General features: G+C 69.9%; 15 protein-coding genes and 1 other RNA gene. 11 read left to right on the forward strand and 5 right to left on the reverse strand.

Annotation, left to right across the window (positions count from 1 at the left end; all coding sequences use genetic code 11):
- The first annotated feature begins 150 nt into the window (after positions 1 to 150).
- Entirely contained in the window at positions 151 to 1272 is a 1122-nt protein-coding gene (locus tag FCN18_RS17645) for a 5-methyltetrahydropteroyltriglutamate--homocysteine S-methyltransferase (RefSeq protein WP_112265069.1), read from the forward strand.
- A 3-nt stretch (positions 1273 to 1275) separates the two neighbouring features.
- Here FCN18_RS17645 and FCN18_RS17650 read toward each other — a convergent pair whose 3' ends face one another.
- Both FCN18_RS17650 and FCN18_RS17655 read right to left on the reverse strand, forming a co-directional pair.
- Positions 1276 to 1941 (reverse strand): potassium channel family protein, encoded by a 666-nt coding sequence (locus FCN18_RS17650; RefSeq protein WP_112265068.1) that lies wholly within the window; start codon positions 1939 to 1941, stop codon positions 1276 to 1278.
- Positions 1934 to 3310: a TrkH family potassium uptake protein gene (locus FCN18_RS17655; protein WP_456107164.1), complete on the reverse strand. Its 1377-nt coding sequence runs from the start codon at positions 3308 to 3310 to the stop codon at positions 1934 to 1936. The genes FCN18_RS17650 and FCN18_RS17655 overlap by 8 nt, the downstream gene beginning before the upstream one ends.
- Before the next feature lie 99 nt (positions 3311 to 3409).
- On the opposite strand from FCN18_RS17655, the gene FCN18_RS17660 reads away from it, so the two are divergent.
- Together FCN18_RS17660 and FCN18_RS17665 are read left to right on the forward strand one after the other, a co-directional pair.
- Entirely contained in the window at positions 3410 to 4207 is a 798-nt protein-coding gene (locus FCN18_RS17660) for an IclR family transcriptional regulator (RefSeq protein WP_137095644.1), read from the forward strand.
- 94 nt (positions 4208 to 4301) lie between these two features.
- Positions 4302 to 5480 (forward strand): 4-hydroxybenzoate 3-monooxygenase, encoded by a 1179-nt coding sequence (locus FCN18_RS17665; RefSeq protein WP_112265066.1) that lies wholly within the window; start codon positions 4302 to 4304, stop codon positions 5478 to 5480.
- A gap of 87 nt (positions 5481 to 5567) precedes the next feature.
- Here FCN18_RS17665 and gndA read toward each other — a convergent pair whose 3' ends face one another.
- Entirely contained in the window at positions 5568 to 7007 is a 1440-nt protein-coding gene (gene gndA / locus FCN18_RS17670; protein WP_137095645.1) for an NADP-dependent phosphogluconate dehydrogenase, read from the reverse strand.
- Between the two features lie 66 nt (positions 7008 to 7073).
- On the opposite strand from gndA, the gene FCN18_RS17675 reads away from it, so the two are divergent.
- The gene (locus FCN18_RS17675) at positions 7074 to 7943 is read left to right on the forward strand and encodes a helix-turn-helix domain-containing protein (protein WP_112265064.1); all 870 of its coding nucleotides are present in this window, start codon (positions 7074 to 7076) and stop codon (positions 7941 to 7943) included.
- Here the strand turns inward: FCN18_RS17675 and FCN18_RS17680 are convergent.
- On the reverse strand, positions 7928 to 8110 hold the full coding sequence (locus tag FCN18_RS17680) for a hypothetical protein (RefSeq protein ID WP_137095646.1): 183 nt from the start codon (positions 8108 to 8110) through the stop codon (positions 7928 to 7930). The two genes, FCN18_RS17675 and FCN18_RS17680, sit on opposite strands and share 16 nt — an antisense overlap.
- Before the next feature lie 249 nt (positions 8111 to 8359).
- Here FCN18_RS17680 and FCN18_RS17685 point away from each other — a divergent pair, with 249 nt between their 5' ends.
- The 3 genes from FCN18_RS17685 (at position 8360) to FCN18_RS17695 (ending at position 10981) form a co-directional block, all read left to right on the forward strand.
- The gene (locus FCN18_RS17685; protein WP_112265062.1) at positions 8360 to 8614 is read left to right on the forward strand and encodes a DUF397 domain-containing protein; all 255 of its coding nucleotides are present in this window, start codon (positions 8360 to 8362) and stop codon (positions 8612 to 8614) included.
- Between the two features lie 217 nt (positions 8615 to 8831).
- Positions 8832 to 8930: signal recognition particle sRNA small type (gene ffs / locus FCN18_RS17690), an RNA gene on the forward strand.
- A 50-nt stretch (positions 8931 to 8980) separates the two neighbouring features.
- Complete coding sequence (locus tag FCN18_RS17695) at positions 8981 to 10981, forward strand: DNA polymerase III subunit gamma and tau (RefSeq protein ID WP_137095647.1); 2001 nt, start codon at positions 8981 to 8983, stop codon at positions 10979 to 10981.
- Positions 10982 to 10991: 10 nt separating this feature from the next.
- On the opposite strand, the gene FCN18_RS17700 is transcribed toward FCN18_RS17695, so the two are convergent.
- Complete coding sequence (locus tag FCN18_RS17700; protein WP_228714021.1) at positions 10992 to 11798, reverse strand: N-acetylmuramoyl-L-alanine amidase; 807 nt, start codon at positions 11796 to 11798, stop codon at positions 10992 to 10994.
- Between the two features lie 77 nt (positions 11799 to 11875).
- Between FCN18_RS17700 and FCN18_RS17705 the strand changes: the two genes are divergently transcribed.
- The 4 genes from FCN18_RS17705 (at position 11876) to FCN18_RS17720 (ending at position 15327) form a co-directional block, all read left to right on the forward strand.
- Positions 11876 to 12247, forward strand: a complete 372-nt coding sequence (locus FCN18_RS17705) for a YbaB/EbfC family nucleoid-associated protein (RefSeq protein WP_112265060.1) — start codon at positions 11876 to 11878, stop codon at positions 12245 to 12247.
- A gap of 2 nt (positions 12248 to 12249) precedes the next feature.
- Positions 12250 to 12846: a recombination mediator RecR gene (gene recR, locus FCN18_RS17710; protein ID WP_112265057.1), complete on the forward strand. Its 597-nt coding sequence runs from the start codon at positions 12250 to 12252 to the stop codon at positions 12844 to 12846.
- An 8-nt stretch (positions 12847 to 12854) separates the two neighbouring features.
- The gene (locus FCN18_RS17715) at positions 12855 to 13433 is read left to right on the forward strand and encodes a uridine kinase family protein (protein ID WP_228714022.1); all 579 of its coding nucleotides are present in this window, start codon (positions 12855 to 12857) and stop codon (positions 13431 to 13433) included.
- Between the two features lie 211 nt (positions 13434 to 13644).
- Complete coding sequence (locus tag FCN18_RS17720; protein ID WP_112265055.1) at positions 13645 to 15327, forward strand: ABC transporter substrate-binding protein; 1683 nt, start codon at positions 13645 to 13647, stop codon at positions 15325 to 15327.
- Positions 15328 to 15332 lie beyond the last annotated feature (5 nt).

The raw sequence follows: 15332 nt of genomic DNA on the forward strand, positions 1-15332 counted from the left end.
CTGATGCGGTGAAGGCCACCTTCGCTGCGCCCGCCGCTGCGTTCGATCCCACGCAGCGCTGGTGGCCTTCACCGCGGGCGGGATTCCATCTGCCGGAAAGGGGGCTGTTCGGCTGTTGATGGGGTCGGCACGACGTGTGAGGATTCGGCAATGAGTCAGCGTTCGACACCTCCGTTTCGCGCCGACCACGTAGGCAGCCTGTTGCGGCCCGCCGAGTTGCACCGCGCTCGCGAACAGGCCGCGCGGGGCGCCATCACTCGCGACGAACTCAAGGCCGTCGAGGACGACGCCATCCGCCGCGTCGTCGACCTCCAGCGCAAGGTGGGCCTGCGGTCCGCCACCGACGGGGAGTTCCGGCGCGCCTCGTGGCACATGGACTTCATCTATCAGCTCGACGGCATCTCGCAGAGCGACGAGCGCCTGCACGTCAAGTTCCACAACGCCGCGGGGGACCTGGAGTTCAGCCCGCCTGGCCTGCAGGTGGACGGCAAGGTCGGCCTGAGCGGGACGATCTTCGGCGAGCACTTCTCGTACCTGAAGTCCATTGTGGACCCCGGGGTGACGCCGAAGCTGACCATCCCCTCGCCCAGCATGGTCTACTACCGCGGCGGCAGGCACGCCGTCGACGAGCACGTCTACCCCGACCTGGAGGACTTCTTCGCCGACCTCGGCAACGCCTACGCGGCACAGGTCAAAGGCGTCGGCGAGCTCGGCTGCACCTACCTCCAGCTCGACGACACCAGCCTCGCCTACCTCAACGACCCCAAGCAGCGTGAGCTGGTCGCGCGCATGGGCGGCGACCCGGAAACCCTGCACCTGCGCAACATCAAGACGATGAACGCGGCCATCGCGGGCAAACCGGAGGGCATGACGATCACGACGCACCTGTGCCGGGGCAACTTCCGCTCGTCGTGGGCGGCGGAGGGCAGCTACGACTTCGTCGCCGAGGCGCTGTTCAACGAGCTGAACGTGGACGGCTACTTCCTGGAGTTCGACGACGAGCGCTCCGGCGGCTTCGAGCCGTTGCGGTTCGTGCCGAAGGGCAAGTACGTGGTGCTGGGCCTGGTGACCACCAAACGCGGCGAGCTGGAGCCGATGGAGTCGCTGGAGCGGCGCATCGAGCAGGCGGCGAAGTTCGTCGACATCGACCAGCTGTGCCTCTCGCCGCAGTGCGGGTTCTCCTCCACGGAGGAGGGCAACGACCTCACGGAGGAGCAGGAGATCCGCAAGCTGGAGCGGATCGTGGAGACGGCCGCGAAGGTGTGGGGGTAGCCATCAGGTCAGGTCCGCGAACGTCTCCACCTCGTCGCGGCGGCCCGCGACCACGAGGATGTCGTGCGGGTGGATGACCGTCTCCGGCGTGGCGTAGGTGAACTCGCTGCCGGGCCGCTTGATCCCGACCACGGTGACGCCGTACTTGCTGCGCAGCCTCGTCTCCCCGAGCGGTTTGCCGAGCGCCTCCGCCGGAGCGGTCGTCTTCACGATCGCGTAGTCGTCCTCGAACTCGATGTAGTCCAGCATCCGCCCGGTCACCAGGTGCGCGACGCGCTCGCCCATGTCGTGCTCCGGCAGCACGACATGGTGGGCGCCGACGCGTTCGAGGATGCGCCCGTGCTGGCGGCTGACCGCCTTGGCCCAGATGTGCGGGATGCCGAAGTCCGCGAGCAGTGACGTCGTGAGGATGCTCGCCTCGACCTCGGTGCCGATGCCCACCACGGCGCGCTCGAACTCGGGCACGCCGAGCTGCGTCATGGCGTCGACATCGGTGGTGTCGGCCACGGCGGCGTGGGTGAGCTCGTCGGCGTGCTTCTGCACCAGCTTGGGGTCGCTGTCGATGCCGAGCACCTCGCAGCCGCCCCTGACGAGCTCCATCGCCAGCGAGCTGCCGAACCGGCCGAGCCCGATGACGACGACGCGGCGACCCTGGTTGCGGTTAGCCAACGATGGGCCTCTCTTCCGGTAGTTCGTAGCGCCGCGACCGTTCGCGCAGGGCGAGTGCCGAGGCGAGGGTGATCGGCCCCACGCGGCCGAGGAACATCAGCAGCACGAGCACCAGATGGCCTGCCGAGCCCACGTCCGCGGTGATTCCGGTCGACATCCCCACGGTGGCGAACGCCGAGATCACCTCGAAGAGTACGACTTCCAGCCGGTACTGGGTGAGCGTGAGCAGGACCAGCGTGCCCGCCACGACGGCGCCGACGCTGAGCAGCGCGACGGCGAGCGCCTGCCGCTGCGTGCTGGCCGCGAGCCTGCGGCCCATGACGTGAACGGAGGGCTCACCGCGGATCTCGGCGTAGATCACGAACGCCAGCAACGCGAACGTGGTCACCTTGATGCCGCCGGCGGTGCCCGCGCTGCCGCCACCGATGAACATGAGAATGCTGTTGACGAGCAGTGTTCCGGACTCCAGCTGGCCGACATCGACGCTGTTGAAGCCGGCCGTCCGCGGCATGACGCCGTGGAAGAAGCCCGCGATCAGTTTGCCACCGGGGCCGAACCGGCCGAGTGTCTCCGGGTTGTTCCATTCGGCGATCGTGATCACGACGAACCCGACGAGCAGCAGCAGCCCCGAGGTGAGCACCGTGATCTTGGTGTGCAGCGACCAGCGCCGCCTGCCTCGCTCCCGGCGCCGGTGTCGCCAGATCTCCAGCCACACCGGGAAGCCCAGCCCGCCGGCCAGCACCGCGATGGAAATCGGTACGCAGATCCACGCGTCGGTGGCGAACCGGGTGAGGCTGTCGGTGTAGAGCGCGAATCCGGCGTTGTTGAAAGCCGACACCGCGTGGAAGACGCCGTGGTAGAGCGCCCTGCCCGGGCCGTAGTCGTAGCCGATCGCGAACCGCGCGGCGAGCACGAGGCTGGTCACGAGCTCGAACGTCAGGCTCACGAGCACGACACCGCGCACGACGCGCCGCACATCGCCGAGGTCGAGCGCCTTCGTCTCGGCCTGCGCCGTGAGCTGCATCCGCAGCCCGAACCGGCGCGAAACCAGCAGACCGAGCAGCGAGGCGATGGTCATGATGCCGAGGCCACCCGCCTGGATGAGGCCGAGGATCACCAGCTCGCCGAACGCCGACCAGTAGGTGGGCGTGTCCACGACGGCGAGGCCCGTCACGCAGGTAGCGGAGGTGGCGGTGAACAGCGCTGTGACGAAATCCGTGCGCGTGCCGTTCTCAGCCGCTGCGGGCAGCATGAGCAGCACGGTGCCCAACGCCACCACGCCCGCGAACGCCAGCACCACGATCCGCGCGGGGTGCCGCCAAGTGGATAGGAACCGGCGAACCCGCCGCCGGCCCGAGACTCCGGCCACCGGACACTCCGTTCATTGATCACCCTCGGCGCCAAGCTAACCAGTTCCGGCCCCTGCCGCGCGGTTGCATCGGCGAGCCCGACGAAGTTGGCTGAGGGTGTGCGGCACAACGCAGGGGTCTCACCGACAGTGGTCGGTCGTGTGCTCGGCGTGCTCGACGCCTTCAGTGCCGAGCACCCAGTCCTCACCCTGTCCGAGTTGAGCCGCCGTGCGGGGCTGCCGCTTTCGACCACACACCGGCTGGTGCGCGAGCTCACCGAGCGCGGTGCCCTCGAACGCGACGCCGACGGCCGGTACCGCATCGGCCTGTGGCTGTGGGAGGTCGCCTCGCTCGCCCCGCACGGGGCGGGGCTGCGGGAGAGCGCGATGCCGTTCCTCGAGGACCTCTACGAGGCCACCCACCAGCATGTGCAACTCGCGGTGCTCGACGGGTCCGAGGTCGTGTACGTGGAGCGGATCTCCGGCCGCAACGCGGTCAGGATCCAGTCGCGGGTCGGGGGCAGGCTGCCCGTGCACGCCACGGGTGTCGGGCTGGTGCTGCTCGCCTTCGCCGTGCCGGAGTGGCAGGAACGGGTGCTCGCCTCGCCGCTCAAGCGCTTCTCGCCGAGGACGATCGCGTCGCCGGCCGAGCTGCGCCGCGTGCTCGCCAACGTCCGCCGCGACGGTTATGCGATCAGCGACGGGCAGATCGAGCCGGAGGTGCTGTCGGTCGCGGCTCCCGTCTACGGCGAGCAGGACACCGTGGTGGCCGCGTTGTCGATCGTCGTGCCGTCGGAGGGCACCGATCCGCGCACGCTCGTGCCCGCCGTCCGGGCGGCGGCGAGGGGCATCTCGCGGGCGCTCGGGGCGCCGAGGGCGGTTCGGGTCTCGGGCGGCGCGCACTGGGAGACCCTTTGAAAGGCTTCCGCTCAATGGAAGCCCTGGTGGTTCCGAGCCGGGTGCACGGCGCACGCTTGGTCGCGGCAACGGCAATGACGACGTGGAGGCATCGGTGACGGACACCCAGGTGGGCATCATCGGAGCGGGACCGGCCGGCCTGGTCCTGTCGTACCTGCTGCACCTCGAGGGCATCGACGCGGTGGTGCTCGAGGCGCGCAGCCGCGAGTACGTGGAGAAGCGGGTGCGGGCAGGCGTGTGCGAGCAACCGACCGTCGAGCTGCTGCGCGAGCTCGGCGTCGGCGATCGGATGGCGGCCGAGGGGCTTCCGCACCACGGGCTGTCGCTGCGCTTCGACGGCGCCGACCACCGCATCGACCTCACCGCGCTCACCGGCAAGGCGATCACCGTCTACGGCCAGCAGGAGATCGTCAAGGACCTCATCGCGGCGCACGTCGGCAAGGGGCTGCCCATCGAGTTCGAGGTGTCCGATGTGGAACTGCACGACCTCGACACCGAGTCGCCGCGCGTGACCTACCGTGACGCCGATGGCAACGCGCGCGAACTGAACTGCGCCGTGATCGCGGGCTGCGACGGCTTCCACGGCGTGTCGAGGCCGTCGATCCCGGCCGCCGAGCTGACCGCCTACGACCACCAGTACCCGTTCGCCTGGCTCGGCGTGCTCGCGCGGACGCCGCCCTCGCACGAGGAGCTGATCTACACCCACCACGAGCGCGGTTTCGCTCTGCACAGCATGCGCTCGCCGGAGATCACCCGGCTCTACCTCCAGGTCGATCCCGCCGAGCGGATCGAGAACTGGTCCGACGACCGGATCTGGGCAGAGCTGGAACAGCGGCTGGAGACGAACGAGGGCTTCTCGCTGCGCGAGGGACCGGTGCTGGAGAAGAGCATCACGCCGATGCGCAGCTTCGTGGTGGAGCCCATGCAGTACGGCAGGTTGTTCCTCGCGGGCGACGCCGCGCACATCGTGCCGCCGACCGGCGCCAAGGGCATGAACCTCGCGATCGCCGACGTACGCAACCTCTCCCGTGCGCTTAAGGCACTGTTGCGGGACAAGGACGGCGAGCTCGCGTTGTCCTACTCGGACCGCTGCCTGCGCCGTGTCTGGCGGGCCGAGCACTTCTCCTGGTACATGACGTCGATGCTGCACACCGACCCGAACGCCGACGCGTTCCAGCGCCGGCTCCAGCTGTCGCAGCTGCGGTACACGGCGTCGTCCACCGCAGCCGCGACCAGCCTGGCCGAGAACTACGTGGGCCTGCCCTTCGAGTGAGCCACCCCCTCGGCCCCGGCTGCAGTGAAGGCCACCTTCCCTGCGTTCAACGCAGGGAAGGTGGCCTTCACTGCGGTTGGGGGAGGATCAGGCCGGGCGCTCCGGGCGGGCGCCGGTGGCCCACTCGGTGTGGAAGGAGCCCTCACGATCGACTCGGCGGTAGGTGTGGGCGCCGAAGTAGTCCCGCTGGCCCTGGACGAGCGCCGCGGGCAGGCGGTCGGCCCGCAGCCCGTCGTAGTACGCCAGCGCCGTGGAGAAGCCCGGCGTCGGGATGCCGAGACACACCGCGGTCGAGACCACCGAGCGCCACGCGTCCTGCGCGTCCTCGACGGCCTTGCGGAAGTCGCCGCTCGTGAGCAGCGTCGGCAGCCCTGGCTCGGCCTCGAAGGCGGCGCGGATGTCGTCGAGGAACTTCGCGCGGATGATGCAGCCGCCTCGCCACAGCGAGGCGACCGAGCCGAGGTCGACGTTCCAGCCGTACTCGGCGCTGCCCGCCTGGATCTGGTTGAAGCCCTGCGCGTAGGCGACGACCTTCGACGCGTACAGCGCCTGCTCCACGTCGTCGGCGAAGCGCTCGGCGTCGCTGCCCGACAGCGGCGTGCGCGACGGTCCGGCGAGCCCCTTGGTCGCGGCGCGCAGGTTCGCGTGGCCGGAAAGGGAACGCGCGAACGTCGCCTCCGCGATGCCGGTGATCGGGATGCCGAGGTCGAGTCCGATTTGGACCGTCCAGCGGCCGGTTCCCTTCTGCTCGGCCTGGTCGAGCACCACGTCGACGAACGGCTTGCCGGTGGCGGCGTCGGTGTGGGCGAGCACCTCGGCGGTGATCTCGATGAGGTACGAGTCGAGCCGCCCGGTGTTCCAGGTGCGGAAGATCTCCGCGATCTGTGCGGGCTCGTAGCCGAGCGCGCCGCGCAGGAGGTCGAAGGACTCGGCGATCAGCTGCATGTCGGCGTACTCGATGCCGTTGTGCACCATCTTCACGAAGTGCCCGGCGCCGTCGGGTCCGATGTGGGCGCAGCATGGCGTGCCGTCGACCTTGGCCGCGATGTCCTCCAGCAGCGGGCCCAGCGACTCGTAGGACTCCTTCGAGCCGCCCGGCATGATGCTCGGCCCGTGCAGCGCGCCCTCCTCGCCGCCGGAGACGCCGGTGCCGACGAAGTGCAGCCCGCGCTCACGCAGCGCCGCCTCGCGCCTGCGGGTGTCGGCGAAGTGCGCGTTGCCGGCGTCGACGATCACGTCACCGGGCTCCAGCAGCTCGGCGAACTCGTCGATCACGGCGTCCGTGGGCGCACCGGCCTTGACCATCACGACCACCTGCCGTGGCCGCTCCAGCGCGTCGACGAACTCCCTCGCCGAGTGCGCCGGGATGAATTCACCCTCGGAGCCGAACTGCTCCACCAGCTCGCGGGTGCGTTGCTCCGAACGGTTGTGCAGCGCGACGGTGTGCCCGTGCCGGGCCAGGTTCCGTGCCAGGTTCCGGCCCATCACCGCGAGGCCGGTGACGCCGATGCTCGCCTTCTTGGTCATGACCTGCACCCTACGCCGGAGAGGCGATTTCGAGTTGGGCGCCGAAAACGGTAACGTCGAGGCGCCATGGCCAGTACCGTCACCTCCCGAAGAAAGCAGCTCGGCAACGAGCTGCGGCACGCGCGCAACGCCGCGGGCCTCACGCAGCAGCGCGTGGCCGAGATCCTCGGTTGTACCCAGGGCAAGGTCAACAAGATCGAGTCGGGAGCCGTCGGGGTCAAGCTCGGCGACGTCCGGGCGATGCTCGACGCGTTCGGCATCGCGGGCGAGGAGGCCGACACCCTGCTCAACCTCGCGCGGGCCGCGGCCGGGCAGCGCGGGCACTGGTCCGGTTACCGATCCGTTGTGCCGCACTGGTTCCGCACGTTCACGGACCTGGAGCCCGCCGCCGCGGAGATCATGACGTGGCACGGCGAGCGCATTCCCGGGCCGCTGCAGTCCGAGCACTACATGCTCAAGCAGTTCACCGAGTTCGGAGCGACGGACGTCACATCACTGGTTCGCAACCGGCTCGACCGCAAGGCAGTCTTCGACCAGCAGCAGCCGCCGTACTACCGCTTCATCCTCAGCGAGTCGGCGCTGCGCAGGGCTCCCGGCGGCCGGTCACCGGCCGTGATGCTGGACCAGCTGGAGCACATGCTCGAGCTGGAGAAGCGGGCGAGGGTCTACCTGCACGTGCTGCCGTTCGACGCGAAGCTGGCCTCGGTGCCCAACGACTTCACGATCATGCGGTTCCCCGACCGCACCCGGGACTTCGTCTACATCGAGCACTCGGCCGGCGGGATCTACCTCGACGACGTCAAGGACTTCCAGATCTTCGTGGACTCGTGGGACCGCCTGCGCGGCGCGGCGTTGGAGCGGCAGGAGACGCGGCAGTTCTTCAAGGAGCTCGCCGAGCACTACCGCGAGGAGCTGAACCGTCAGACGCGGCAGTAGCGCACCGAAAAGTTCGGTTCGAGGAGCCGGAGCGGGCGGGGCGGCCACACGCGGACGAAGCCGAGATCGAACCGGCGGGCGGGCTGTTCGGAGGGGGGCAGGTCGTCGTCTTTCGCAGGACCGGCCCGCTCGACACCCCTCGGTTCCAGGTCCAGTCGTACGGCCATGTCGTGCTCCATCCCCGGTCTTGCCTGTGTTGCCGATCTCTCATGAGACGGCCCCCGGATTGCGCCGGGCGCGGCCCCTATGGATAGTAATAATCCTAGTCTCAGATTAATCACGCTGTCGACCAGCTCGGCCGAACATCGCACGAATGGCGGCATCGGCCGGTGGGGATCGACTCTGGGGCATCGAGAAAGGTGTGACCTTGCGCACTCCTTCGCCGATGTCCTTCGACCGGGCACGGAGGTAACGCCATGGCCGATTACGCCGCTCAAGCGGATTATTACGACCCCGCCACGGCCGTGAGCATGTTCGACGCCGCCGGCTGGCAGAAGTCGTTCGCGAGCGAGCCCAACGGTGGCAGCTGTGTCGAGGTCAACCTGGGAGCGGACAAGGTCGGAGTGCGGGATACCAAGCTCGCCGACAGCCCGGTGTTCGTCTTCAACACGCGCGAGTGGGAGGCCTTCCTGATCGCCGTCAAGGCCGGCCAGTTCGACCTCCCGGCGTAGACCCACTCGGTTCGGCCCGGCGGGGCCACGGTCGGTCCGGCCCGCCGGGCGCGCCGGTGTCCCGGCGGAGAACCCCGCATCCCGCCGGGCTCGCGATCGTCGCCCCGTGGTGGCCGCCCCACCACGGGAACGTGGGCGTGAGCAGCGAGCCGGGAGCCACCGGGTTCACGGCGGCACTCCCCGTGTCGGCGTCCAGCGGAGGCGTCGCCTAGACTGGGCGACGGACCCCCGCGGCGTCCACCCTGTGAACCTCCCCAGGGCCGGAAGGCAGCAAGGATAAGCAGGCTCTGACGGGTGCGGGGGTCCCCTTTTGTCCCCGGACGGCCGGGCGGCCCCGGTGTCGGAGACTGCCGGTACCCTCGCCTCGTGGCTCTCGCGCTGTACCGCAAGTACCGGCCGGCAACCTTCGCCGAGGTGGTCGGGCAGGACCACGTCACCGAGCCCCTGCGCACCGCGCTCGCGGCAGGCCGGATCAACCACGCCTACCTGTTCTCGGGGCCGCGTGGCTGCGGGAAGACCTCCAGCGCGCGCATCATGGCGCGCTCGCTCAACTGCGTCGAGGGCCCGACACCGGACCCGTGCGGCAAGTGCGGCCCGTGCCTCGCGCTCGCCCCGGAGGGGCCGGGCAGCGTCGACGTCACCGAGCTCGACGCCGCTAGCCACGGTGGTGTGGACGACGCGCGTGAGCTGCGCGACCGTGCGTTCTACGCGCCCGCGGAGTCCCGCTACCGGGTGTTCATCATCGACGAGGCGCACATGGTCACCACGCAGGGCTTCAACGCCCTGCTGAAGATCGTGGAGGAGCCGCCGGAGCACCTGATCTTCATCTTCGCGACCACCGAGCCGGACAAGGTGCTGCCCACCATCCGCTCGCGGACGCACCACTACCCGTTCCGGCTCATCCCGCCGAGCTCGATGCGTGAGCTGCTGGAGCGCAACGTCGCGGCCGAGGGCGTGCAGGTGGAACCCGCCGTCTACCCGCTGGTGATCAGGGCCGGTGGCGGCTCCGCTCGAGACACCCAGTCGGTGCTCGACCAGCTGCTCGCCGGTGCGGGACCCGAGGGCGTCACCTACGCGCGCGCGGTGTCGCTGCTCGGCGTCACCGACGTCGCGCTCATCGACGCGATGGTGGACGCGCTGTCAGCCGACGACCACAAGGCCGTGTTCAGCACGGTCGACCAGCTCGCCGAGGCCGGCCACGACCCGCGCCGGTTCGCGACCGACCTGCTCGACCGGCTGCGCGACCTCATTCTGCTGCGCTCGGTGCCCGACGCGGCGAGCGCGGGCATGGTGTCGGCGCCGGAGGAGCAGCTGAACCGGATGGTCGCGCAGGCTGAGCGCATGCAGCCCGGCACGCTCACGCGGTACGCCGAGATCATCCACAATGGACTCCTCGAGATGCGGGGGGCCACGGCGCCCCGGCTGCTGCTCGAGCTGCTGTGCGCGCGGATGCTGCTTCCGGAGGTCGCCGGGGACGAGGCCGCCATGCTGCAGCGGCTCGAACGGCTGGAGCGCCGGTTCACCGCGGGTGGCCCCGCCCCGGCCGCTGAGCCCGCCGCCGCTCCGCCTCCGGAACGGACCTTCGAGCGGCCGTCGCAGCGTGCCGTGTCCCCCGCTCCGGTCGGCGAGTCCCCCGCTCCGGCCGGCGAGTCCCCCGCTCGGGCCCGCGAAGTGCCCGCTCCGGCGCCGAAACCGGCGTCGGCGCCCGCCGCGCGGGCGGAACCGGTCGCCGAGGCCGCGCCCGTCGCCGGGTCGGAGCCGGGTCAGATCGACGCCGCAGCGCTGCGCCAGTACTGGCCGCAGCTGCTTGCCGCGGTCCGCAAGCTCAGCCGCAGCACGGAGGCCATGCTTACCAACGCCACGGTGCACAGCGTCGAGGGCTCCACCGTGGTGCTCACCCACTCCGCGGAGCCGCTCGCCCGGCGCCTTTCGGAGCCCCGCAACGCCGACTGCATCGCGACCGCGCTCGGTCAGGTGATGTCGGGCCAGTGGACGGTGCGCTGTGTCCACGCCGGTGCCGTGCAGGCGAGCGCGGCGGCCGCACCGGCCAGGCAGGCGCCGGCCGCGCCCGCGCGCCAGGCGCCGCAACCCCCTCAGCCCTCTCAGCCCTCTCAGCGGCAGACCTCGGCGGAGCAGCAGCGCTCCTTCCAGCGGCCGCCTGCGGCGGAGCCGCCGCGCCGGGCGGTTCCTGCCACGACCGAGCCGGACATCCCGCTGCCGCCGGAGCCGGAAGACGAGGACGACCCCTACCCGGCGGGCCCCGACGCGGGCGGCCCCCCGGCCGCTCCCGCCCCGGAACCGGCGGACCCGGAAGCCATCGCCCACAAGCTCCTCTCCGACCACCTCGGCGCCCGCCCGATCGACTGACGAGGCTCCGCTACCGCCGCAGGTAGGTCAGGATTCCCGCCGTGATCGCGTCGGCGTAGCGCTGGCGGCCCTCCGGGGTCGACATCACCGCTGCCTCGTTCGCGTTGCGCATGTTGCCGCATTCGACGAGCACGGCGGGCCGCTCGGAGAGGTTCAGCCCGGCCAGGTCGTCCCGGCCGGAGAGGCCGCCCTCGCCGATGTAGTCGGCCACGGGGAACTCCGCCGCCAGGCTCGCGAGCACCGCACCGGCCAGGCGTTGCGCAGGCTCGCCCTGCGCCTCGTTGAGCGGCGGATCCGAGTAGGCGACGTGGAAGCCGCTGCCCTGTGCCGACGAGCCGTCCGCGTGGATCGACACCACGGCGTCCGCGAGCGCCTCGTTGCCGATCGCAGCGCGCCGGTCGACGCACGGGCCGACGCCGTCGTCGTCCTCGCGCGTGTAGACCACCCGCACGGCCTGCGCCGAGAGCGCGTCGCCCACCCGTCTCGCGACGTCGAGGTTGAACGCGTGCTCGGGGTAGCCGCTGTCGGTGGCGGTGCCGGTGGTGTTGCACGGCTTCATCCGCCCTCGCCCCGCCGGTACCTGCCGGTTGATCTCGGCGAGTGCCGTCGCGTTGCCGCCGTTGTGGCCGGGGTCGAGGACCACCACCGGAGCCTCGGGCTGGGGAGTGGTCCTCGTGGGCGCGGCGGACCGGCTCTGCGAGGTCTCAGGGCCGGGCGAGTTCCGGGTGGGCGAGGCGGTGACCCCACCGTCTCCGCTGCCCCCGCAAGCGCTCAGCACCAGGCCCACCACCAGTAGGACGACACCGCGACAACGCACGGCTCACACGGTGCCACAGCCGCTGCGACTAGGCTGGAGACCACGTCACGCAAGCTACGAAAGCGGGAATCCGAATCATGGTGCAGCCCGGCGGCGGAATGCCCGACATGCAGCAGATCCTGCAGCAGGCCCAGAAGATGCAGGAACAGCTGGTCACGGCTCAGCAGGAACTGGCGGCGGCCGAGGTCACCGGCACCTCCGGCGGGGGCCTGGTGACGGCCACGGTCACCGGCGGCATGGAGCTCAAGAACCTCGTGATCGACCCGAAGATCGTGGATCCCGAGGACACGGAGACCCTCGCGGACCTCGTGGTCGCCGCGGTGCGCGACGCGACCCACAACGCGCAGAAGCTCACCGAGGAGAAGCTCGGCCCGCTCGCGGGCGGCTTCGGTGGTGGCGGCATGCCCGACCTCGGCGGGCTCGGCAACCTCGGTCTGCCCGGACAGTAACTTTGTACGAAGGCGTAGTTCAGGACCTCATCGACGAGCTGGGCCGCCTGCCCGGCATCGGTCCCAAGAGCGCGCAGCGCATCGCCTTCCACCTGCTCGCCTGCGATCCCGTCGACATCGGCAGGCTGCAGGACGTGCTGGGCAAGGTCAAGGAAGGCGTGCGGTTCTGCGACGTCTGCGGCAACGTCTCCGAGGAGGAGCGCTGCCGCATCTGCCGGGACGCCCGGCGCGACCCGGCGCTGATCTGCGTGGTCGAGGAGCCCAAGGATGTGCTCGCCGTCGAGCGCACGCGGGAGTTCCGCGGCCGCTACCACGTGCTCGGCGGCGCGCTCGATCCGCTCTCCGGCATCGGCCCCGACCAGCTCCGCATCAAGGAGCTGCTCGCCAGAATCGGTGCGGAGGAGGTGAGCGAGGTGATCATCGCGACCGACCCCAACACCGAGGGCGAGGCCACGGCGACCTACCTCGTCCGGATGCTGCGTGACTTCCCCGGCCTCACCGTCACCCGGCTCGCCTCGGGTCTGCCGATGGGCGGCGACCTCGAGTTCGCCGACGAGCTGACGCTCGGCCGGGCCCTCTCCGGCCGCCGCGCGCTCTGACGCGTCCCGTGCCTGACGTCGCGGAGCTGGGGCGGGCCGTCGCGGAACGGGTGCTGCGTGCCGAGCCGAGGCTCGGCGACGTGCGGGTGCTCGCGATCGACGGCCCCTCCGGGTCCGGCAAGTCGACGCTCGCGGCGGCCGTCGTCGCCACCCTGCGCGAACGCGGCGTGCCCACGGCGCTCGTCAGCACCGACGACTTCGCCACGTGGGACGACCCTGTCTCGTGGTGGCCACGCCTGCGGGAGGGCGTTCTCGACCGGCTGGCCCTCGGCCTGCCCGGTCGCTATCGGCGCATGGACTGGACCACTGGCGTGCCGGAGCTCGGACCCGTCGTGGACGTCCCGGTGCCGAGCGTGCTCGTGCTCGAGGGGGTGTCGGCGGGCCGCGCGTCGGTGCGGCCGAAGCTGTCATACCTGTGCTGGGTGGAGGATCCGGATTCCACCGCCAGGCTCGAAAGGGCCGTCGCCCGTGACGGCGAGACGTCCAGACCACACCTCATCGCCTGGCAGAGCTTCGAGCGCGGGTGGTTCTCCGTCGACCGCACACAGCCGCACGCCGATGCGGCGGTAGGGCTCCACCCCGCCTGACAGAAGCCGACCAAAGCAGGTAGCGCGTAGTCGATTGGTCACCCAGCGTGGTGATTTCTCGACTGTTCGGAACTTTTTCACCTTCTGCGTAGCCCGATCGTAACCTCAGGACCTTAAGTAACCGCCCTCACACCCGCTAGGGTCAGCGACCATCGCGGACACGAGATTCGTGCCCGCGAACCGAACTGATGTTTCCTCAAGGGGTGCCAAAATGCTCCAACTGCGGGTGGCCCGAACGCGACGCACAGCCCTGATCGGGCTGGCCGCCGCGCTCGCGGTGTCCTTGACCGCCTGTGCCGAGTCCGAACGTGATACCGGCGGTGGCCAGGAAGGAGGCACGCTGGTCTTCGGGGCCACTGGCGCCCCGTCGAACTTCGACCCGTTCTACGCCTCCGACGGCGAGACCTTCCGCGTGACCCGGCAGATGTTCGAGAACCTCGTCGGCATCAAGCCCGGCACCGCCGAGCTGGAGCCCGAGCTCGCCACCAAGTGGGAGTCGAGCCCCGACGGCAAGACCTGGACGTTCACCCTGCGTGAGGGCGTGAACTTCCACGACGGCACCCCGTTCAACGCCGACGCCGTGTGCAAGAACTTCGAGCGCATGTACGGCCAGACCGGCGCCGGCGCCACCGCGGCTCTCTCCTACTACTGGATCGAGAACTTCGGCGGCTTCAGCGACGGGGCCAACCCCTCGCTCTACCAGGGCTGCACCGCCGAGAACCCCACCACCGTCAAGCTGGAGCTCACCCGCTTCACGGCGACGTTCCCGACGATGCTGTCCCAGGACTCGTTCGCCATGCAGAGCCCCAAGGCGATGGACGAGTTCCAGGCCAACAACGTCAAGGCACAGGGAGACAGCTTCGTCTTCTCCGAGTACGCGCGCTCGCACCCGACGGGCACCGGGCCGTTCAAGTTCACCTCCTACGACGAGGCGAACGGCACCATCGAACTCGCCCGCAACGACCAGTACTGGGGCGACAAGGCCAAGCTCAACAAGCTGATCTTCCGCGTGATCGAGGACGAGACCGCCCGTAAGCAGGCGCTCGAGGCCGGCGACATCGACGGCTACGACTTCCCGGCCCCCGCCGACTGGGACTCGCTGAAGGCAGGCGGCTACAACCTCCAGATCCGGGACCCGTTCAACATCCTGTATCTGGGCATCACGCAGAAGAACAACCCTGCGCTCAAGGACCTCAAGGTGCGCCAGGCACTGGCCTACGCGATCGACCGCGAAAGCCTCGTCAAGTCGGTGATGCCGGAGAACTCCGAGGTCGCCACGCAGTTCTACCCGTCGTCGGTCGACGGATACGCCGACGACGTGCAGAAGTACTCGTACGATCCGGATCGCGCCAAGCAGCTGCTGCGCGAGGCCGGCCATCCCAACCTGACTGTCGAGCTGTGGTGGCCGAGCCAGGTCACGCGGCCCTACATGCCGAACCCGCAGGCGATCTTCGGTGCCATCAAGGAGGATCTGGAGGGCGCCGGCATCACGGTGAAGCCGATCAGCAAGCCGTGGGCCGGTGGGTACCTCGACCAGGTCGAGGTCGCCGACGCGCAGCTGTTCCTGCTCGGCTGGACGGGTGACTACAACTCGCCGGAGAACTTCATCGGCACCTTCTTCGGCACCACGGAGAACCAGTTCTGGACCTCGGGCTCGCCGTGGGGCCAGCAGCTGGCCACCGCGATCGAGGACGCCGACTCTACTGTGGACGCCGCCGAGCGCGAAGCGAAGTACCAGCAGATCAACCGGGACCTGATGTCGAAGTACATCCCGGCGATCCCGCTGTCGCACTCCCCGCCCGCGATCGTCGTCTCCCCCGAGGTGCAGGGGCTGGTGCCCAGCCCGCTGACCAAGGAAGAGTTCGCCGCGGTCTCGGTCTCGTCTCCCGAATAAGCGAG

Origin of the sequence: Prauserella endophytica (genome assembly GCF_005146945.1) — a bacterium.
GTDB lineage: Bacteria > Actinomycetota > Actinomycetes > Mycobacteriales > Pseudonocardiaceae > Prauserella_A > Prauserella_A endophytica.

What these genes read in the sequence shown, in the direction of transcription:
- FCN18_RS17645 (WP_112265069.1), top strand. Translation starts at nt 151, where the DNA reads ATGAGTCAGCGTTCGACACCTCCGTTTCGCGCCGACCACGTAGGCAGC.
- gndA (WP_137095645.1), bottom strand. Translation starts at nt 7,007, where the DNA reads ATGACCAAGAAGGCGAGCATCGGCGTCACCGGCCTCGCGGTGATGGGC.
- FCN18_RS17675 (WP_112265064.1), top strand. Translation starts at nt 7,074, where the DNA reads ATGGCCAGTACCGTCACCTCCCGAAGAAAGCAGCTCGGCAACGAGCTG.
- FCN18_RS17680 (WP_137095646.1), bottom strand. Translation starts at nt 8,110, where the DNA reads ATGGCCGTACGACTGGACCTGGAACCGAGGGGTGTCGAGCGGGCCGGT.
- FCN18_RS17685 (WP_112265062.1), top strand. Translation starts at nt 8,360, where the DNA reads ATGGCCGATTACGCCGCTCAAGCGGATTATTACGACCCCGCCACGGCC.
- FCN18_RS17705 (WP_112265060.1), top strand. Translation starts at nt 11,876, where the DNA reads ATGGTGCAGCCCGGCGGCGGAATGCCCGACATGCAGCAGATCCTGCAG.
- FCN18_RS17720 (WP_112265055.1), top strand. Translation starts at nt 13,645, where the DNA reads ATGCTCCAACTGCGGGTGGCCCGAACGCGACGCACAGCCCTGATCGGG.